General features: G+C 72.5%; 15 protein-coding genes. 8 read left to right on the top strand and 7 right to left on the bottom strand.

The window, feature by feature from the left end; translation table 11 throughout:
* Window positions 1-23 precede the first annotated feature (23 nt).
* Complete coding sequence (locus AQI94_RS18325) at window positions 24-827, top strand: pectate lyase (protein ID WP_031044841.1); 804 nt, start codon at window positions 24-26, stop codon at window positions 825-827.
* Between the two features lie 64 nt (window positions 828-891).
* On the opposite strand, the gene AQI94_RS18320 is transcribed toward AQI94_RS18325, so the two are convergent.
* Complete coding sequence (locus AQI94_RS18320) at window positions 892-1,650, bottom strand: PaaX family transcriptional regulator C-terminal domain-containing protein (protein ID WP_031044845.1); 759 nt, start codon at window positions 1,648-1,650, stop codon at window positions 892-894.
* Window positions 1,651-1,722: 72 nt separating this feature from the next.
* Between AQI94_RS18320 and AQI94_RS18315 the strand changes: the two genes are divergently transcribed.
* Together AQI94_RS18315 and AQI94_RS18310 are read left to right on the top strand one after the other, a co-directional pair.
* Window positions 1,723-3,378, top strand: a complete 1,656-nt coding sequence (locus tag AQI94_RS18315) for an acyl-CoA dehydrogenase family protein (protein WP_031044847.1) — start codon at window positions 1,723-1,725, stop codon at window positions 3,376-3,378.
* 137 nt (window positions 3,379-3,515) lie between these two features.
* Window positions 3,516-5,537, top strand: a complete 2,022-nt coding sequence (locus tag AQI94_RS18310; protein ID WP_062229822.1) for a hypothetical protein — start codon at window positions 3,516-3,518, stop codon at window positions 5,535-5,537.
* A 144-nt stretch (window positions 5,538-5,681) separates the two neighbouring features.
* Here AQI94_RS18310 and AQI94_RS18305 read toward each other — a convergent pair whose 3' ends face one another.
* Complete coding sequence (locus AQI94_RS18305; RefSeq protein ID WP_031049220.1) at window positions 5,682-6,269, bottom strand: Rv1733c family protein; 588 nt, start codon at window positions 6,267-6,269, stop codon at window positions 5,682-5,684.
* A 285-nt stretch (window positions 6,270-6,554) separates the two neighbouring features.
* On the opposite strand from AQI94_RS18305, the gene AQI94_RS18300 reads away from it, so the two are divergent.
* Window positions 6,555-7,640: a WD40/YVTN/BNR-like repeat-containing protein gene (locus tag AQI94_RS18300; RefSeq protein WP_051832388.1), complete on the top strand. Its 1,086-nt coding sequence runs from the start codon at window positions 6,555-6,557 to the stop codon at window positions 7,638-7,640.
* Here AQI94_RS18300 and AQI94_RS45625 read toward each other — a convergent pair.
* Window positions 7,523-7,924 carry a hypothetical protein gene (locus tag AQI94_RS45625; RefSeq protein ID WP_225890212.1) on the bottom strand — a complete coding sequence of 134 codons (402 nt, stop codon included), beginning with the start codon at window positions 7,922-7,924 and terminating at the stop codon, window positions 7,523-7,525. The two genes, AQI94_RS18300 and AQI94_RS45625, sit on opposite strands and share 118 nt — an antisense overlap.
* 416 nt (window positions 7,925-8,340) lie before the next feature.
* Window positions 8,341-9,378, bottom strand: a complete 1,038-nt coding sequence (locus tag AQI94_RS18295; RefSeq protein WP_031049226.1) for a LacI family DNA-binding transcriptional regulator — start codon at window positions 9,376-9,378, stop codon at window positions 8,341-8,343.
* Window positions 9,379-9,987: 609 nt separating this feature from the next.
* Here AQI94_RS18295 and AQI94_RS18290 point away from each other — a divergent pair.
* A complete protein-coding gene (locus AQI94_RS18290; protein ID WP_225890211.1) occupies window positions 9,988-11,481 on the top strand; it encodes an arabinofuranosidase catalytic domain-containing protein in 1,494 nt (497 codons plus the stop codon).
* 105 nt (window positions 11,482-11,586) lie between these two features.
* On the top strand, window positions 11,587-14,205 hold the full coding sequence (locus AQI94_RS18285) for a LamG-like jellyroll fold domain-containing protein (protein ID WP_031049230.1): 2,619 nt from the start codon (window positions 11,587-11,589) through the stop codon (window positions 14,203-14,205).
* Window positions 14,206-14,266: 61 nt separating this feature from the next.
* Here AQI94_RS18285 and AQI94_RS18280 read toward each other — a convergent pair whose 3' ends face one another.
* The gene (locus AQI94_RS18280; protein ID WP_031049232.1) at window positions 14,267-14,944 is read right to left on the bottom strand and encodes a uracil-DNA glycosylase; all 678 of its coding nucleotides are present in this window, start codon (window positions 14,942-14,944) and stop codon (window positions 14,267-14,269) included.
* Window positions 14,945-15,099: 155 nt separating this feature from the next.
* Here AQI94_RS18280 and AQI94_RS18275 point away from each other — a divergent pair, with 155 nt between their 5' ends.
* Window positions 15,100-16,083: an N-acetylglucosamine kinase gene (locus AQI94_RS18275; RefSeq protein WP_031049234.1), complete on the top strand. Its 984-nt coding sequence runs from the start codon at window positions 15,100-15,102 to the stop codon at window positions 16,081-16,083.
* A gap of 95 nt (window positions 16,084-16,178) precedes the next feature.
* Entirely contained in the window at window positions 16,179-17,102 is a 924-nt protein-coding gene (locus AQI94_RS18270; RefSeq protein WP_107119426.1) for a sirohydrochlorin chelatase, read from the top strand.
* 76 nt (window positions 17,103-17,178) lie between these two features.
* Here the strand turns inward: AQI94_RS18270 and AQI94_RS18265 are convergent, their stop codons facing one another.
* Window positions 17,179-18,207: a lactonase family protein gene (locus AQI94_RS18265; protein WP_031053631.1), complete on the bottom strand. Its 1,029-nt coding sequence runs from the start codon at window positions 18,205-18,207 to the stop codon at window positions 17,179-17,181.
* Window positions 18,208-18,319: 112 nt separating this feature from the next.
* Window positions 18,320-19,807, bottom strand: coding sequence for an FUSC family protein (locus AQI94_RS18260; RefSeq protein WP_062229820.1), 1,488 nt, complete (start codon window positions 19,805-19,807; stop codon window positions 18,320-18,322).
* Window positions 19,808-19,959: the final 152 nt, after the last annotated feature.

Below are 19,959 nucleotides of genomic sequence, written 5' to 3'. Positions count from 1 at the left end.
AACAAGGAAGAAGGACTCGGGACATGACTTCTTCGGCACGTCCACGCGCGCGTACCCGCGCACTGACCGGCGCCGCGGCCGCTCTCGGCCTCTCGGTTGGCATGATCATGACCTTGAACGCACCGACGGCGAGCGCGGCCACCTGGCCGACCGCCAACGGCAGCCAGGCGGTCTCCTCGACCATCCAGCTGTCGGGCACCAAGGACTACGGGATGAAGCGCCTGTACGGCTCGGGAGACCTGGGCAGCGACAGCCAGGACGAGGACCAGGGACCGATCCTGAACCTGGCCGCCGGCACCGTCCTGAAGAACGTCATCATCGGCGCCCCGGCTGCCGACGGCATCCACTGCGCGGGCAGTTGCACGCTCCAGAACGTGTGGTGGGAGGACGTCGGCGAGGACGCGGCGACCTTCCGCGGCTCCTCGTCGTCGAACGTGTACACCGTCTCCGGCGGTGGCGCGCGGTCGGCCAGCGACAAGGTGTTCCAGTTCAACGGCGCCGGCACGCTCAACGTCTCGAACTTCGCGGTGCAGAACTTCGGCACCTTCGTCCGTTCCTGCGGCAACTGCTCGACGCAGTACAAGCGGACGATCAACCTCAACACCATCGAGGCGACCTACTCCGGCAACAAGCTCGTCGGCATCAACACCAACTACGGCGACAGCGCCACCCTGAAGAAGATCACGATCGTCGGGGACTCCGGCAAGAAGATCGTCCCGTGCCAGAAGTACATCGGGAACAACACGGGCAAGGAGCCGACCACCAACGGTTCCGGACCGGACAGCACTTACTGCAAGTACGCCACCTCCGACATCACCTACAGGTAGCCGCCCGGCAGGTGAAGGCGGCCGTTCGAAGCGTCCCCGCACGGCGCTTCGCACGGCCGCCGTGTCATGTGCGGACGCGGTCCTGCGGGACCGTGTCCGCCAGCTCGCCCTGGTAGGCCGCGTACGCCGAGCGCAGTGCGGTGCCGGGCCAGCCGGGCGGCAGGAGCTCGGGCGGCAGCACCGGATCGGTCAGCAGCCGGCGTACGACCGCCGCGAAGCCGGTGAGCCGGTCCGCGGGCCGGTCCGCGCGGGCGACATGGGCGAGCAGTGCCCGTGAGTCGGCCGCCCAGTGCTCCAGGGGCCACAGGGCGGCGGCGAGCTCGGGTCCGGAACCCGCGGGACGGGCCGTGTAGTGCTGTGCGATCCCGTCGAGGTCGTCCGGGAGGGGTCGGAGCAGGTTGGCGGGGCGCAGCCAGACGCCCTCGCGGAGTTCGGCCAGCCGCAGGGCGGTCAGCCGCGCGCGCAGTTCGGCGCGTTCGGCCGGTCCACGGCCCGTCGCGGTGATCACGACCATCTCCCAGTCACCGTTCCACGCGCGCGTGCGGGGGTGAACGGAGTCGTCCTGACGGCGCTGACGGGCGAGCAGCCGGTCGCTGAGACCGTAGACACCCTCGGCGCGCCGCAGGTCACCGGCGCTCACCATCCGGCTGAGCGCGGCACGCAGCGTGGAGCCGCCGACCCCGAACGGCTCCACCGCGCGGACCAGGTCCTTCACCGGCATCTGCGGCGGATGCGCGCCGAGCAGCAGGCTCAGCACGACCGACCGGGCGGACAGCGGCCGCAGGTCGACCTCACCGGGCTGCTCCGACACGTTCCTGCGCATGGTCACGTACTGTACGACCCCCTCTCTGTTGCACTATTGCTACGGCCGCAGGAGAAGTGCAACATTGATGCCATGGACTCCCTCGCCGCGCCCGAACAGGCCGCCACCCACGCCGTCACCAACCAGCCGCCTCCCCTGGCCCCGTACGACGCCTCGGACGACACCGCCCTGCTGGAGGGGCTGCGCCGCGAGGGCGCCGACTGGGCGGAGGAGGGCCTGCGGCGGCTCGGTCTGCGGGCCGGCAGCGCCGAGGCCCAGGAGTGGGCGGATCAGGCCAACCGGCACGAGCCCGTGCTGCGCACGCACGACCGGTACGGCAACCGGGTCGACGAGGTCGACTTCCACCCGAGCTGGCACCACCTCATGCGGACCGCCGTCGCCGAGGGCCTGGCCGGCACGCCGTGGGCGGAGAACCGTACCGGCGCCCATGTGGCCCGCACGGCGGGCGGCCTGGTGTGGGGACACACGGACGCGGGCCACGGCTGCCCCACGTCGATGACGTACGCGGCGATCCCGGCGCTGCGCAAGGAGCCGGAGCTGGCGAAGGTGTACGAGCCCCTGCTGACCGGCCGTGAGTACGAGCCGGAGCTCAGGGTGCCGACCGAGAAGCGCGGTCTGCTCGCGGGCATGGGCATGACCGAGAAGCAGGGCGGCTCCGACGTCCGCACGAACACCACCACGGCCACGCCCACCGCGGAGTCCGGGATGTACACGCTGCGCGGGCACAAGTGGTTCACGTCGGCGCCGATGTGCGATGTGTTCCTGGTGCTGGCCCAGGCGCCCGGCGGGCTGTCGTGCTTCCTCGTCCCGCGGATCCTGCCGGACGGCAGCCGCAACACCTTCCGCATCCAGCGCCTCAAGGACAAGCTCGGCAACCGGTCGAACGCCTCCTCCGAGCCCGAGTTCGACGGGACGGTCGCCTGGCTGGTCGGGCCCGAGGGACAGGGCGTCAAGACCATCATCGAGATGGTCAACTGCACGCGGCTGGACTGCGTGATGATGTCGGCGACCCTGATGCGCAGGACCCTCGTCGAGGCGGGACACCACGCCCGGCACCGCAGCGCGTTCGGCGCCCGCCTGATCGACCAGCCGCTGATGCGCAACGTCCTGGCCGATCTGGCGCTGGAGTCCGAGGCCGCCACCACCCTCACGCTACGGCTGGCGGGCGCCGCCGACCGGGCGGTGCGCGGGGACGGCGGCGAGCAGGCGTTCCGCCGTATCGCCACCGCGGTCGGCAAGTACTGGGTCACCAAGCGCGGTCCGGCCTTCACCGCGGAGGCCCTGGAGTGTCTCGGCGGCAACGGCTACGTCGAGGACTCGGGCATGCCCCGGCACTACCGGGAGGCGCCCCTGCTGTCGATCTGGGAGGGCTCCGGCAACGTCAACACCCTCGACGTCCTGCGGGCGTTGCGCCGCGATCCGGACACCGCGCAGGCGCTGTTCGGCGAACTCGCCCTGGCCGAGGGCGCGGACGCCCGTCTGGACGCGGCCGTCGGCCACCTCAAGGGCCTGTTGGCCACGGCGACCGAGGCGGGCGCCCGGCGACTGGTGGAGCACATGGCCCTGACGCTCCAGGCCTCGCTCCTCGTCCGGCATGCCCCGCCGGCCGTCGCCGACGCGTTCTGCGCGACCCGGCTCGGCGGCGACTGGGGGCACGCCTTCGGCACGCTGCCCGACGCCGCGGACGTGGACGCGGTCCTCAGGAGGGCACTGCCGGAGACCGACTGAGGCCGTTCCGGAGCCACCTGGCGAAAACCGGACCACCTCCCTGTCCGGATCGCTCACCGTCACCCACTGATTCCGCTTCGTTGTCGGTCCCGTGGTGCAGACTCCGATCAGTTGGTACTTCGCCTGGGGAGGACAACGTGTTCACGGGGATCGACGAGGTCGACTGGGCTTCGCTGCGGCACGCTTACGGCAGCGCGGAGGATGTGCCCGGGCTGCTGCGGGGGCTCGCCTCCGCGGACCCGGCCGAGCGGGAGACCGCCCTGGACGGGATGTACGGCGCCGTGCACCACCAGGGAGACGTGTACGACTCCACCCTGGCCTGCGTTCCGTTTCTGCTCGCGCTCGTGGCGAGCGGGGAGGTCGCGGACCGGGCGGGCATCGTCGAACTCCTTGTCAGCATCGGGACGCAGGGCGCGAGCCGGGAGGACGGCGCCGAGGGCCGTCTCCGCACACGGGCCGGGGTCCTGGTACGCGCCGGCGCCGAGGTGTTCGTCCGGCTGGCGGGGGACGCCGACCCCTCCGTCCGCCGGGCCGCCGCGGCGGGCCTCGTGCGGTTTTTGGACGAACCTGCCCGTGTGCTCGCCCTGTTGCGGGACCGCTGCGCGCTGGAGCGGGACGACCGGGTCCTGCATGCCCTCACCGAGAGCCTGGCCCTGTTCGTACGGCGGTATCCCGGGCACGCGGCCGGGGCACTGGAGCTGCTCACGGCTCAGAGCACCGCGCCGCACAACCCCGGGCTGCGTCTCGCCGCCCTCGGCCAGCTCGCCGGCTGCGCCCCCGACCGGCTCCCGCCCGACGTGGTGGCGGTCGCCATAGTGCTGCTCAGAGAGCGGTCCGCCCGGCGGTCCCTCGGTCGGCACGGCGTCGGCTGCCCCCACGCCGACACCCTCGCGAGCCGGCTGCGCCGGCTGCGGCCCTCGGACGAAGAGGGCTCACAGCTGCTGCGGACCCTGCACCGCGGGCTCGGTGACCGGCTCGACGAGCGAACCGCCCTCCTCAAGGGACAGTTGACCAGCCCGGACGCCGTGGACCGGTGCAACGCCGTGTGGATGTCGGCGGGGCTGTTCCGTGAGTGGCGGGCCGACTGGTCCGAGCCCGTCACCCTGATCGGCGCTCAACTGGCCGCCGAGGAGAGCCGGTTGCGCGATGCCGCGGTGTCGGTCCTGGAGGACCTGTTCGACCTGGCCGCTCCCGCCGCCGACGATTTGGCCGCCCTGGTGGCCGCCCGGCCCGAGCTGTGGGTACGGCACCGCGAGCGGGGGGCACCCGCACTGGGCGGTCCGCTCAAGGCCCTCGCCAGGAGCGGGGATGCGCGGGCGACACCGGTGCTGGCGGAGGTGCTGGCCGGCCCGGACGTACCCGCCGACCTGGGCCGGGTGATCGGTCACCTGGGCCCCGGGGCGGCCCCGCTCGCGCCCGCACTGCGTCGTCGGCTGGGCGAGGTCGTACCGGACTCCGCCGACGCCTTCGAGGGGGCCGTGCCGCTGTTGTCGGCGCTCACCGCGCTGAGCGACGAGGAGGCCGTACCGGAGGTGCTGCGGCTCCTGCGGGACCTGCCCGTGCGGCTGCCGCTGCGGGACGCCGTGACGGAGGCGGCCGTTCGCGCTCTGGAGGCGTTCGGGAGCGCGGCACCGTCCCTGGTCATACCCGTGCTGCGCGAGCTGCTGGCGACGGAGCACGCCGCGGTCGCCGCGGGGGCACTGTGGTCCGTGGAAAGGGACGCCTCGGCCGTACTGCCCGTGCTGACCGGCGAGTTGGCGGACGGCGCACCTCGGCGGCGAGCGGCCGCGGCGGCCCTGGCGCGGCTCGGGCCGAAGGCCGGTGCGGCACTGCCGGGGTTGCGGCGGATGGTTCTGGCGGAGGATCTGTGGGAGCGGGTGTCGGCCGCGGGTGCGGTGTGGCGGATCTCCGGGGACGCGGAGTTCGCCGCGCCGGTGCTGCGGACGGCCTGGGCGGACCATCCGCGCACCCGCTTGACCGTCACCGCCTGCCTCGCCGCGCTGGGCCCGGCGGGAGCGCCCCTCCACGATCTTCTCCGTGCGGAACTGGCGGCTCGGCGACGACATCTGGCGTCGCCGTCCGGCGGGTACGGCAGCCATGACGTGCTGGACGACGAGCGGTTGCTGCGGGCGTGCGAGGAGGTGTTGGGGAGCGCCTAGGGGGCGGTCCACGGCGGAGGGAGCGCGGCGGGTGCGGCGAGGGCGCGGGTGCGGGCGCGGTGCGCGAGGTGCCCCCGCTCCGAGCCTCACCGTCCGGGCGGCGGCGCACCGCGGGTTCACTCCGCGCCGCCCCGCCCTCCGGTGCTACCTCCCGTCGGCCCGCCGTCCGCCCCACAGCGGTCCGAAGTACGCCCAGTCGGTGTCCCACTGGTCGAGGCGGCGGCGTTCCATCCGGCCGCGCAGGACCCGGCCGCCCACGAAGGGCACGGCCGCGGTGCTCACGCCGACCAGTACGCCGATCAGCGCGGCGCGGATGCGGGCCTGGTCCTCGGTGGCGGGCTGGGTCATCAGACGCCCCTGGGCGTCGGTCCACACGGTGACCGGGGTGCCCTGGGTACTGCCGGGATCGACGCGCACCTGGCCCGCGTGCGCCGAGCCGTCGGCCCCGGTCCAGGCCACCTTGCCCCATACCCGTTCACCGCTCGACGTACCCGGGTCGGCCTCGCCGGGCGCCTGGTCGGCGAGGCGGGCCACCACGGGCCGCCACTCGACGCGCTCCAGCGCCAGCTGGTGCTCGACAGCCCGGCTCACCCCCAGACCCGCGAGCACCCCGGCCACCACGGTGAGCAGCCAGGCACCGAGCACGACCCACGCCTCCAGAGCGTCGGCACGGCGCCTGAGCGGATTGCGCCGCCAGCGCCACAGCCAGACCTTGGGACCACGGAACGCCATCGAAGGCATCCTCCTCATGAGCGACGGGCGCACGAACATGCCGGACCGACCTCCCATACGGGAGAGCCGTCCTCGATGCTCACGGCTCACGGCGAGTTCTCCGTCACGACGTTCCCACCGCCCGGCCGTCGCCGCGGTCATCTTGCCGAAAGCCACCCGTCCCTCGCCGCAGCCGGTTACCATCCCCGCCCTGACCTGCGGTGAAGCCCTTTCCAGAGGTGACTGTCAGTGGTGGGGTGCAGACTGGCCGGTGTCTGGGACAAAGACGTCACGGAGGTGATCGGTATGGCTGAGAAGCTGCTTGCCGTGGGGACGCGCAAGGGCCTGTTCGTCGGGCGCGAGCGAGGCGGCACCTGGGAGTTCGACGAGAGCCCGTATTTCAACGCGCAGGCCGTGTACTCGGTCGCGATCGACACCCGGGGCGAGCGCCCGCGGCTGCTGGCCGGCGGCGACAGCGCGCACTGGGGCCCGTCGGTGTTCCACTCCGACGACCTGGGCCGCACCTGGACGGAGCCGGCCCAGCCCGCCGTGAAGTTCCCCAAGGACACCGGGGCCTCCCTGGAGCGGGTCTGGCAGCTGCACCCGGCGGCGGCCGAGCCGGACGTGGTGTACGCGGGCACGGAACCGGCCGCGCTGTACCGCTCCGAGGACCGCGGGGAGAGCTTCGAGCTGGTCCGGCCGCTGTGGGAGCATCCGACCCGTTCGCAGTGGGTGCCGGGCGGCGGTGGTGAGGGGCTCCACACCGTGCTGACCGACCGGCGGGACCCGCGCGCGGTGACAGTGGCCGTCTCCACGGCGGGGGTGTTCCGCACCGAGGACGGCGGCGCGAGCTGGGCGCCGTCCAACTCCGGTGTCTCCGCCGTGTTCCTGCCCGACCCGAACCCGGAGTTCGGCCAGTGCGTGCACAAGGTGGCCCGGGACGCGGCCGATCCGGACCGGCTGTACCTCCAGAACCACTGGGGTGTGTACCGCAGTGACGACGCGGGGGCGCACTGGACGGACATCGGCGAGGGGCTGCCGTCCACCTTCGGCTTCGCGACCGCCGCCCATCCCCACCGCGGCGGGACGGCGTACGTGTTCCCGATCAACGCCGACGCGGACCGCGTCCCGGCCGGTCGCCGCTGCCGGGTCTTCCGCACGGCGGACGCGGGCAGCAGCTGGGAACCGCTCACGGCGGGTCTGCCGCAGGAGGACCACTACGGCACGGTGCTGCGGGACGCCATGTGCACGGACGACGCGGACCCGGCCGGCGTCTACTTCGGCAACCGCAACGGCGAGGTGTTCGCCTCGGCCGACGACGGCGACAGCTGGCGGCAGCTGGCCTCGCATCTGCCGGACGTGCTGTGTGTGCGGGCGGCGGTGGTCGCCTGATCCCGACGGGGCCGCCCCGAGACCTCGGTGGCCCGGGAGCGGGCCCGCCCAGTGAGAAAGCCGACCTGGCCGGCCTTCCAGTAGTCGGCGGCCACGTTCACGACCATCGCGATGTCGACCTTGGACAGGTCCTTTCCGGCCAGCGCGACCGGGGCGGCGGCCTTGGTACCGGTCGAGCCGGTGCTGTCGGAGCCGCCCGCGTTCTTGGAGCAGCCGGCGGCGGCGAGCGAGATGAGGACGGCGGTCGCGGCGACCAGGGTGCGGGACCTTCTGCTTCGGATCATGGCTGATCAGCGCCCCTCTAGGCGTGTCTGGAGGGTGTCTCGGGGCGCGTGGGAACAGGGGAACGCCGAGGGAGCGCACGCCTGTTCACGGGCATGCCGGTGCCGTGAGGCGGGACGGGTGGGGACCGCTGGAAAGCGGTACGTGGCGCGGGGCGTCGCCGGGGCGGGGGCCCGTCCGGTGAGCGGCGAGGGCGCGCGGGCGCCGGTACGGGCGGGCCTGACGAAGCGTCAGGCCCGGGGAGGGGCCGGCCGCTCGGGGCGGCGGGCCGGGGTGGAGCTGTCGTGCCCGGTGGACGTCACGGCCGGTCGCTCAGGACCGGAGCGGCGGTGTTCCGTGCAGCAGTCGGCTCGCAAGGGGCCTTGCTGGGAGGGAGGTTGATGTGGGTGGTGCTAGCCGGAAGCTGTCAGGTCGGGCTTTACGTTCGGTGGCGCGGGCGGGTCGCGGAGGTCCGCACCACAAGGCTGGGCGGTATGACGACGTGGGGCCGGTAGCCGGACGCCGGGATCCCGGCGTCCGGGTCACCGGCGATCTCGATCAGCGCACGCAGGGCACGCCGGCCGAGTTCGTCGAAGTCCTGGCGGACGGTGGTCAGGGAGGGGCCGAAGTACTCGGCCTCCGGCATGTCGTCGAAACCGACGACGCTGATGTCCTCGGGCACCCGGAGCCCGGCCTGTTGCAGGGCCCGCAGCAGGCCGAGGGCCATGTGGTCGTTGGCGCAGAACACCGCGGTGACCTCGCGGTCGGCGGCGATCCGTCGGCCGTGTTCGTAGCCGGTGCGGGCCGTCCAGTCGGCGCCGGTCATCGGTTCGGGTACGGGGGCCCGGCGTTTCTCCAGCGTGGCGCGCCAGCCCGCCTCGCGTTCCTGCGCGTCGAGCCAGGAACGCGGACCGACGAGGTGGTGCACCGTGCGATGGCCGAGATCGAGCAGATAGGAGGTGGCGAGTTCGGCGCCCGCCTCGTTGTCCACGGCGACCGAGGCCAGCGTGGTGTGGGTGCCGCACCCCACCGCGACCAGGGGGACGTCCGGCGGCACGTTCGCCAGTGCGCCCACCGCGGCGGTCTGCGGCGCGATGACGATGATGCCCTCCACGCCCTGGTTGCGCAGCCGGTCCACGGCGTCCAGGACCGAACTGCGGTCGAGCGTGCCGACCGCGGCCACGGTGACGAAGTACTCGTGCTGTCTGGCCGCCTGCTCGATGCCGTAGAGCATGCAGGCCGGGCCGTACAGCGTGGTGTTGAAGCTGATCACACCCAGGGTGCGGGTGCGGCGCGTCGCCAGGGTGCGGGCGGCGGCGTTGGGCCGGTAGCCGAGTTCGCGGACGGCTGCCAGTACCCGCTCGCGGGTGGTGGCCCGCACGTTCGGGTGGTCGTGGAGGACCCGTGAGACGGTCTGGTGCGAGACACCCGCGATCCTGGCCACGTCGGCCATCACCGGTGCGCGATCCCCGTCCATGCTCCGCCTCCTCACGCGCTGTCACGTCTTCCGATCGGACACTTCTCCGGTGGGAGGAGCACGTCGTGACGAATTGTTAGCGCACACAATCTTCGGGGGTCAAGGTTGTCCCGACCCCTCGTTCTCGGGTTTTTGCGAGTCCAATGCCCTGCCGCTCGACCCTTCTGAGCTGCTGCTATCGCATCACACAAGATCAATGGCAGCCGGGCCGCGCACCCGGGTAAACAGACTGCACAGGTTTTGTTTCCGCACTCTTGACTGTTCGACGGTGTTGACCCGCTATTCATCCGGCCGTAAAAAGACGAGGGCGCGGAACCGATCGTTCCCTCGCCGATCACGCGAGAACGGCGCCCGCGAAGGCCCCAGGGCCGCTTCGACACACCGCTCTGACCTGCTGTGACGCTCTCCGCGACACCGCTCGGCCAACGCAGCACGCAGAACGGCCTTCTTTCCCCCCATTGTCCCTCCCGTGCCTCTCGACCGAGTGACGACACCCGAGGGCCCGCATTGTTAGCGCCCACATCCAGGTCTCCCGGAGCCTGCGGCACCGGATGAGAGAAGCACCGACGACGGAAGAGGTTCACAGTGACAGGTCGAGTGACAGGCCCGGTGGCAGACCGACGTCTGAGAGGGCTCCTGCTGACGGTGGGGGCGGTCCTCACCCTCGTCGGGGGGATCCTCGCCGGGATCGTCGGCATCGCGGGCACGGCCCAGGCCGCTTCGTCCCTGCCCTGCGACATCTACGCCTCCGCGGGAACACCGTGCGCCGCGGCGCACAGCACCACCCGGGCGCTCTACGCCTCCTACAACGGCTCTCTCTACCAGGTCAAGCGCGCCTCCGACGCCGCCACCACCGACATCGGCGTACTCAGCGCCGGCGGCTACGCCAACGCGGCCGCGCAGGACTCCTTCTGCTCCGGCACGACCTGTGTCATCACCAAGATCTACGACCAGAGTTCGCACCACAACGACCTCACCGTCGAGGGACCGGGCGGCAACGGCGGACAGGACGTCGGCGCGATCGCCAACGCCCTGCCGGTGACGGTCGGCGGGCACGCGGCGTACGGCGTCTTCGTGTCCGCCGGCGTCGGCTACCGCGACAACAGCACCAGCGGCATCGCCACCGGCAGCTCCCCCGAGGGCGCGTACATGGTGACCAGCGGCCACCACGTGAACAACCGCTGCTGCTTCGACTACGGCAACGCCGAGACGTCCTCCAACGACACCGGCAACGGCCACATGGACGCGATCAACTTCGGTACCGAGTGCTGGTTCTCCCCCTGCTCGGGTTCGGGGCCGTGGGTCCAGGCCGACCTGGAGAACGGGCTGTTCGCCGGCGGCAACGGCTCGAACACCGCCAACAAGGGCAACTCCAGCGAGTACGTCACCGCCATGGAGAAGAACAACGGCACGACGACCTACGCCATCAAGGGCGGCAACGCGCAGTCCGGCTCGTTGACCACCTGGTACAACGGGGCCCTTCCCAACCTCGGCGGGTACACCCCGATGCATCTGGAGGGCGCCATCGTCCTCGGCACCGGCGGTGACGACAGCAACGGGTCCGACGGCTCCTTCTTCGAGGGCGTCATGACCTCCGGCTACCCGACCGACGCCGCCGACAACGCCGTACAGGCCAACGTGACCTCCGTCGGCTACACCACCCCGACCAAGAGCTTCCCCGTGGCAGGCACCGCCTACCGGCTGACCAACACCAACTCCGGCAAGGTCCTGGACGCGGTGAACTGCGGTACCGCGAACGGGACGTCGATCGACATCTGGGCCTCGCTCGGAAACACCTGCCAGCAGTGGAAGTTCGCCAGTGCGGGCAACGGCCACTACACCATCAGCAACGTCAACAGCGGCACGGTCCTGGACGACAAGAACTGCGCGCAGAGCAACGGCACGGCCGTCCAGCTGTGGGCCTCGCTCGGCAACACCTGCCAGCAGTGGGACGTCACCAGGGTCGGCAGCCAGTACACCCTCACCAACGTCAACACCGGCATGACGCTGGACGTGGCCAACTGCGGTACGGCCAACGGCACCGCGGTCCGCCAGTGGCAGCAGCTCGACAACACCTGCCAGCAGTGGAGCATCGCCCCCTGACCGGATGACGCAGTCGTCGCGGGCCCGTCGGCCCTCCCCTGCGACGGGCCCGCGCCCGCTCCCCACCGCTTCGTCCGACGAACAGCTGAACAAAGGAACCCCCGCATGCCCTCGTACCCCGGACCGTCCCGCAGGACCGTACTGACAGCCCTCGGTGCCGCGTCCCTGGCCGGGACCTTCGCCGCCTCCGCTCCCGCCTCGGCCGCCGAACGCTCCGGCACGAGCACGGACGCCGCCGCCGTCGATCTCCCCGCCGCGGCCGCGCACTGGAGCTTCGACGAGGGCTCCGGTACCTCCGCCGCCGACTCGTCCGGCAACGCCCACACCGCCACGCTCCAGGACGCGGCCGCCTGGGACAACGGCAAGGTCGGCGCCCACAGCCTGAGCCTCACCGCCGGCGGCAACGCCACCGCGTCCGGGCCCGTCGTCGACACCTCCAAGGCGTTCTCGGTGGCCGCCTGGGTCAACCTCAGCCAGTTGGGCGGCTACCAGACCGCCGTGAGCATCGACGGCAAGGTCGTGAGCTCCTTCTACCTGGGGCTGCGCGACGACACCGGGACCTTCGCCTTCGCCCGCCTCGACTCGGACGCCACGCAGGGTGCCGCCGTGGCGGCCGCCGCCTCGGCGCCCACCACCGGCACCTGGACCCACCTCGTCGGCGTCAGCGACCCCTCGGCCGGTGTCACCCGTCTCTACGTCAACGGCGTACTGGAAGGGGAGACCGCCTACACCGCGGCCTGGGCCGGCACCGGCGACACCGCCATCGGCCGGGCGCTCTACGGCGGCGGGCACGTCGACCAGTGGCACGGCCTGATCGACGACGTACAGCTGTTCCCGACGGCCCTCACCCCGGCCCAGGTCGCGACGCTGGCCGGAGTGCCGGTGGAGACCACGACACCGCTGCTGAGCGTGGACGTCGCTCACCCCGCGCACGCCGTCTCCCCCATCCTTCCCGGCCTGATGTTCGAGGACATCAACCACTCCGGCGAGGGCGGCATCTACGCCGAACTGGTCCAGAACCGCTCGATGATGGCCGACGACACCGCCCCCGTGCACTGGTCCGCCGTAGGCGGGACGACGCTCGCGCTCGACACCGCCACGCCCCTCAACGACGTCCTCAAGCGTTCCCTCAAGGTCGTGCTGCCGAGCGGTACCGGTGCCGGGGGCCGGGCCGGGGTGGCCAACGACGGTTTCTGGGGCATACCCGTGCGGCCCCGGACCACCTACACCGCCCGGCTGTTCGCCAAGGCGTCGCGCCGGATCGGCCCGCTCACGGTGACCGTCGAGTCGGCGGACGGCACGACGGTGTACGCCTCGGCCCGGCTCCCCCACATCGGCACCGCCTTCCCCGACCACCCCTTCGAACTGACCCTGCGCACCGGCCCGGACGCCCCCGTCACCGGTGACGCGAGACTGACCGTCACCACCGCCGACCCCGCCGCCGCGGGCGAGACCCTGTGGCTCCAGCACGTCTCCCTCTTCCCGCCCACCTACAACAACCGCCCCAACGGCCTGCGCGTCGACCTGATGGAGAAACTGGTCGCCCTGAAGCCGAAGTTCCTGCGCTTCCCCGGCGGCAACTTCCTCGAAGGCAACACCCTCGCGACCCGCTTCGACTGGAAGAACACCATCGGCCCGGTCTGGGAGCGTCCCGGCCACATGGACGACGCGTGGGGCTACTGGTCCACGGACGGGCTCGGGCTCCTCGAATACCTGCAATGGGTGGAGGACATGCGCGCCCAGCCGGTCCTCGCCGTCTTCGCCGGGTACGCGCTGAAGGGCGACCACGTCACCGGGGACGCGCTGAAGCCGTACATCCAGGACGCCCTGGACGAGATCGAGTACGTCACGGGCCCGGTCACCAGCACGTGGGGCGCACGGCGTGCGGCAGACGGCCATCCGAAGCCGTTCCCGCTGGAGTTCGTGGAGATCGGCAACGAGGACTGGTTCGACTCCTCCGGGTCCTATGACGAGCGGTTCGCGGCCTTCCACGACGCGATCAAGGCGAAGTACCCGCACCTGAAGCTGATCGCCTCGACGACGGTGACGAGCCGCACGCCGGACCTGATCGACGAGCACTACTATCTCGCGCCGTCCGCCGCCCAGGCCGCCACCCACAAGTACGACAACAGGGACCGCGCCTCGACGAAGGTCTTCGTCGGTGAGTGGGCCGCGCAGGAGGGCCGCCCCACACCCGACCTCAACGCCGCGCTGGGCGACGCCGCCTGGCTGGCCGGGCTGATCCGCAACTCCGACCAGGTCCTCATGGAGTGCTACGCGCCGCTGTTCTCCCATGTCAGGAACAACGTCTGGGCGACCAACCTGATCGCCTACGACAACCTGAACAGCTACGTCTCCCCCAGCTACTGGGCGCAGCAGATGCTGACGAGCAGGCTGGGCGACACCGTGCTGCCGGCCACTGCGCGTGCCCTGCCCGGTCTGGCCACCGTGGCCACCCGTGCCGGGAACCGACTCTACGTCGCGGTCGTCAACTCCGGGACGGAGAAGGTGGATGCGCCGGTCGAACTGAAGGGCCTGGCCAAGGGAGTCAGGAAGAACGCCACCGTCACCGTCCTGACCGGCCCCTCGCGCACCACGACGAACACACTGACCGACCCCGCCGTCCTGGTTCCCCGGACGAGCACCGTGGCCGGGGCCGCGGCGGCCTTCACCAGCACCCTGCCGCCGCTGTCCGTCACCGTCCTGGAACTCGTCCTGACCTGATCCGGTGCTCCGCAGGCGCCGGGCCTCCCCGTTGTCCTCGGGGGTCCGGCGTCCCACCGCGCTAGGGCAGCTGCCAGTTCACCGGCTGTCCGCCCTGGCCGACCAGCAGGTCGTTGGCCCGGCTGAACGGGCGCGAACCGAAGAAGCCGCGGTCCGCCGACATGGGTGACGGATGGGCCGACTCGATCGCCGGGAGGTCGCCCAGAAGAGAGCGCAGGTTGCGCGCGTCCCGCCCCCACAGGATGGACACCAGCGGCTTCCCGCGCGCCGCCAGCGCCCGGATGGCCTGCTCGGTGACTTCCTCCCAGCCCTGCCCGCGGTGCGCGCCGGGTTTGCGCGGGGCGGTCGTCAGCGCCCTGTTGAGCAGGAGCACGCCCTGCTGGGTCCACGGCGTCAGATCGCCGTTCGAGGGCCTGGCCAGCCCGAGGTCGGAGTGCAGCTCCCGGAAGATGTTCTCCAGGCTCCCCGGCAGGGACCGCACCTCGGGCGCCACCGCGAAGCTCAAGCCGATCGCCATTCCCGGCGTGGGATAGGGGTCCTGACCGACGATCAGGACGCGGACGTCGTCGAAGGGCTGCTGGAAGGCTCTGAGGACGTTCGCCCCGGCCGGCAGGTAGGTCCGGCCCGCCGCTATCTCGGCACGGAGGAAGTCCCCCATGGCCGCGATGCGTTCGGCCACGGGTTCGAGGGCCTTCGCCCAGCCCGCTTCGACAAGTTCATGCAAGGGTCGTGGTGCCACGGCGCGTCACTCTACTGGCACACACTGACGCCCCGCATATCCAGGGAAGACTCCTCCCGCGGGCCGTCCCGCGGGCGCTACTCTTCCTCCCCGTCGAGATCTTCGAGCCGGCCGGGCCGAGCGCGCTGCCGGTCGTCGGGAAGGGGTGGAGGCGGGTGCGTTCAGCGGCGGGTGACGGATTCCTCGCCGTCGACTCCGGCGGCTCCGGGCTGCGGGTCGTCGTCGGCACCCCCGACGGGGGGACCACGGCCCCGCGGGAGTCGCGGGTGCCGGTGCGGACCGGTCCGCGCGGCATCGATCCGGGCCATCTGATGGAACAACTGGTGCCCCTGGTGAGGGCGTCGCAGCAGGAAGCAGGAGTGGGGGGGATGGGCACCGCCGTCGTCGGGGCGGCCGGTTTCGCGAGCCTGGGCGATGCCCTGCGGGCCGAGCTGCCCGGCGCGCTGGAGCGGGAGTTCGGGGTGCGGACCGTCGCGCTCGTCGCGGACGCGGTGACCGCCTACACCGGCGCTCTCGGACCGCGCCCGGGTGCGGTCGTCGCCGCCGGTACCGGTCTCGTCGCGATCGGCACCGACCTCAAGTCCTGGCGCCGGGCGGACGGCTGGGGGCATCTGCTGGGCGACTGCGGGGGCGGCGCGTGGATCGGGCGGGCCGGGCTGGAGGCCGCCCTGCGCGCCCACGACGGGCGACCGGGGGGCTCGTCGGCGCTGCTGGCCCGGGCCGAGGAGGCGTTCGGACCGGTGCGGGAGCTGCCGGGACGGCTCTATCCGCGTACGGACCGGCCCGCCGTACTCGCCTCGTTCGCGCCCCACGTGGCGGCCTGCGCCGAGAGCGACCCGGTGGCCGGGGGGATCCTGCGCGAGGCGGCCCGGCACATGGCCGATTCCGCGGCCGCGGTCTGCCCGGCGGAGGGTGAGCCGTATGTCAGTCTCACCGGTGGCTTGTTCGGGATGGGTGCCGCCCTCCTCGTGCCCCTGGAGGAGGAGCTGGAGCGACGGCTGCCGCACGCGCGGCGGGTCACGGCGGCGGGCGGACCGCTGGAGGGATCCGTACAGATCGCCACAGAACTGGCGCGCGGTGCGCTCACGCTGCCCGGTGACGAGGCGATGGTGTACGTGGTGACCCCAAAGAGGGGCTGAAGCGGACGTAACTCATCAGACAAAACCGGACGGATACCGCTCACCTGCACCCTCCCCGAACAGGGAAGCCCAGGAAGCCAGTAACATGCGTCGCCATGAGCTCCCCCACTGGACCCGCGTCCGGCCTGCCAGTACGAATGCCGCGACCTCGCCAGCCCGGGCGGCACCGCCGACCCGAGCCGCTGGCGGCTCCCGAGGGCGCGCCCGCGCTCGTCCTCGCGGTGCCGGGCACGCCCGGCGCTGCCACGCGCGGCCTCGCCGAGGAGGTCGTGAGCATCGCCCGCTCCGAGCTGCCCGGCCTGGACGCGCGGATCGGTTACCTGGACGGAGACGACTCGGAGTTCCCCACGCTCCAGGCCGTGCTGGCCCACACCGCCGGCGAGCGCACCGCACGTTATGAGCAGGCCAAGGCCGCCGGGGTGGACGTCAAGGAGCCCGAGGGCCCCGTCGCCGTCGTCGTGCCGCTGCTCGCCGGACCGGACAGTTCGCTGCTGCGCCGGATCCGCCAGGCCGTGATGGACAGCCGGATCGCGGCCGACCTCACCGACGTCCTGGGCCCGCACCCGCTGCTCGCCGAGGCGCTGCACGTGCGCCTGTCGGAGGCCGGGCTGGCCCGTGCCGACCGCGCCCGCCTGTTCGCGGTGACGACCGCCGCCGACGGCATCATCCTCGGCGCGGTGGGCGGCGAGGAGGCCGTGCAGGCGGCCGGGATCACCGGCATGCTGCTCGCCGCGCGGCTGGCCGTGCCGGTGATGGCGGCGGCGCTCGACCAGGACGGCTCGATCGCGTCCATCGCCGAACAGCTGCGCTCCTCCGGTTCGCAGCAGCTCGCGCTCGCGCCGTACCTGATAGGGCCGGAGATCGACCCCGCCGTGATCGAGGACGCCGCCAGGGAGGCCGGCTGCTCCGCCGCCGATCCGCTCGGCCCCTACCCGGCGATCGGCAAGCTCGTGCTCGCCAAGTACACAACCGCGCTGGGCATCGCCCCGCAGCAGGCGCAGGGCGCCCCGGTGCGCTGAACGCACCCGCCGCGACCGCACCACCGAAAGGGCCCGCTCCGTCGTCGGAGCGGGCCCTTCGGCGTGGCGGCCCGGATCAGCCGAGGACCACGCAGGACGCGGCCGGTACCGCGATCGCGCCCTCGTACCTGGGCAGGCCGGTCGCCGGGTCCACGGCGAACCAGGTGACCTCGCCGGAGCGCTCGTTCGCCACGTACAGGAACCCGCCGGACTCGGCGAGGTCGCGGGGCCAGTGGCCGCCGCAGATGACCGTGCCGACCAGCCGCAGGTCATCGCCCTCGACGGCGAACGTGGACAGGACGTCCTCGCCCCGGGTGGCGGTCCACACGAACCGGCCGTCGGGGGACGTGACGACGCCTGACGGGTACGCGTCGCCTGCAGGGGCGCCCGCGAGCACCGGCGTCTCGTTCAGGGGCTTCAGGGAGCCTTCCGCGGCGTCCCAGCGGCACACGGTGAGGGTCGGGGTGAGTTCGTTGAGGACGTAGGCGCGGGTGCCGTCGGGGTGGAAGGCCAGGTGGCGCGGACCCGAGCCGGGGCGCAGGGCGATCTCGCGGTGCACGTCGAGCGCCCCGTCCGTGAGGGTGCACACCCGCACGGAGTCCGTGCCGAGGTCGACGCTGACGATCCACCGACCGCTCGGGTCGGGCTGCACCTGGTGGGCGTGCGGGCTCAGCTGCCGGGGCGCGTGCGGGCCGGAGCCGGTGTGCCGGAGCACTCCGGAGGGGGCGCCCGCGAGGGAGCCGTCGGCCCGCAGCGGCACGGTGGTGACGCTGCCGGAGCCGTAGTTGGCGGTCAGCAGGTGTCCGGCGTGCACGGCGAGGTGCGTGGGTCCGTTCCCGTCCACCGCCACCGCCGGTCCGGCCGGCTCGGGCCGGTCGCCGGTCACCCGGTACGCGGCCACCGCGCCCTCGGCCGTCTCACTGACCGCGTACAGCACGTCCCCGTCCGCCGACAGGGCCAGATACGACGGATCGGGTACGCCGTTCAGCCCGCTCAGCACCTTCAGCGCACCCGTGCCCGGGGTCACCGTGGCCGTCACGATGCCGGGGCCACCCGCCGCCGTGAACGACCCGATCCAGGCCCGTCGCCGCCCGCCGTCTGCCACAGTCGTCCCCTCTCGGTCCGTGCCGTCGGGGGCGACGGTAGCAGTCGATCACCACCGGTCTAGACCAACTCCGGAGAAATTCGCGGGACGGTCACGGACGCGGCGCGGGCCTTCAGGCTCCGACCAGCGGCGATCCGGTCGGGGACCGCAGGGGCGCCGCCAACTCCGCGAGCGCCCGTTCCAGTCCGTGCAGATGGGCCAGTGCGGGTTCCTCGGCGAGCGGACGGTCCGCCACCGGGAAGTCCCTGCCCTCTGTGAGGGCCTCGACGGCGGCCTCCACCCGTCGGCACGCGGTGGTCAGGCGGGCGTCGTGCGAGGCCTCGGGGTCGGCCGCGACGGCGACCAGGCCCCGGATCTCCCGGGCGCAGTCGTCGAGGAGGGCGAGGACACGGCGGGCGCGGCGCCTGCGGGCCGGCACGGGACTCAGGGGGTGGACCAGCGGGGCCACCGAGAGGCGGACCCTGGCGAGCAGGTGCTCCAGTTCGGTCACCCGGCCGCCGGGGTCGGCGCCGGGCACCCCCGCGAGCCGGGCCGCGGCCTCGGCGGTGCAGGCGTGGACGCAGCGCAGGGCGCGCTGGATCCAGGCGTCGGTGACGCTGTGGGTGGTGACCGGCAGGACGAACAGCACCGCGAGGACGGCCCCGACCGCGCCCACTCCGGTCTCGGCGAGCCGCAGCGCGAGCAGGCCGGGGTTCAGGACGCCGAGAAGGCCGTAGAGGAGCTCGGCGAGCAGGGTGACCCAGAGCATCATCCAGGTGTAGGAGACGGCGGCCGTGTAGAAGATGCCGAAGACGCAGACGGCGACCAGGACGGCCGTGGGCGCCGGTGCCCCCTGCAGCGGTACGGCGACGAGCAGGCCGAGGGCGATGCCGATCACCGTACCGAGGACCCGGCGGAAGCCGCGCACCAGGGTCTCGCCGCGCGAGACGGTGTTCACGAAGATCCACCAGGTGGCGCCGACGGCCCAGTACCAGCGCTGCCCCGAGACGAGCTGGCCGACGACGAGGGCGAAGCCCGCGCCCGCCATGGCCTGGACCGCCTGGCGGGTGGTCACGCGCGCGAGGCCGGTGCCGGCGGGCGGGGCCGGCACCGGCGGCGGGGGCAGCCGGCGCTCGTAGCACCACAGACCGAAGCGGACCGCGGCCGCGGTGAGCACGGACAGCAGGACGGCGACGTGGAGCTCGGGGAGTCGGTCGGTGGTCGCGTGCAGGAACTGCGCCACGAAGAAGGTCATGAACGCGAAGACGCCGAGGCTGTGTCCGCGCGGGCCCCAGCGCCGGGCGTACACGCCCGCGCCGACCACGGCGAGGAAGGTGAGGTCGCGGGCGACGGGGTGGTCGTGGAGCTCGGCCGCGGCGGTGAGGACGGGAAGCCCGACGACGGGCAGCAGAGCGGTGGTGAGCGCCTGCCCCCGGACGGTGGCGTCCGTGACGGTGAACAGGGCGAGCAGTGCGGCGAGGCCACCGGTGACGGCACCGGCGAGCGAGTGGCCCGCGAGGCCGCACACCACGACGGCGAGGCCGATGCCGAGCACCGCCCGCGCGGCGAAGCGCAGCCGGACCCGGCCCGGGTCCGGCGCCATGAACACCCTCTTGAGCACGTACCGCCCCCTGAATCCCTCGGAAGACCGCATGGAAAAGGCGCCGCGGGGTCCGCAGCGCCATCGACGGGCTCATTGCAGCATCCTCACCGCTGTCGGCTCAAGCGGACCCGCATATGCTGGGCCATTGGTACAGAATGAGCGGTCCTGGT

The sequence above is a fragment of the Streptomyces pseudovenezuelae genome, from assembly GCF_001513955.1.
Classification (GTDB): Bacteria; Actinomycetota; Actinomycetes; order Streptomycetales; family Streptomycetaceae; genus Streptomyces; species Streptomyces pseudovenezuelae.
The sequence above is the reverse complement of the archived record's forward strand: the minus strand, read 5'-3'. Positions and strand labels throughout refer to the sequence as shown.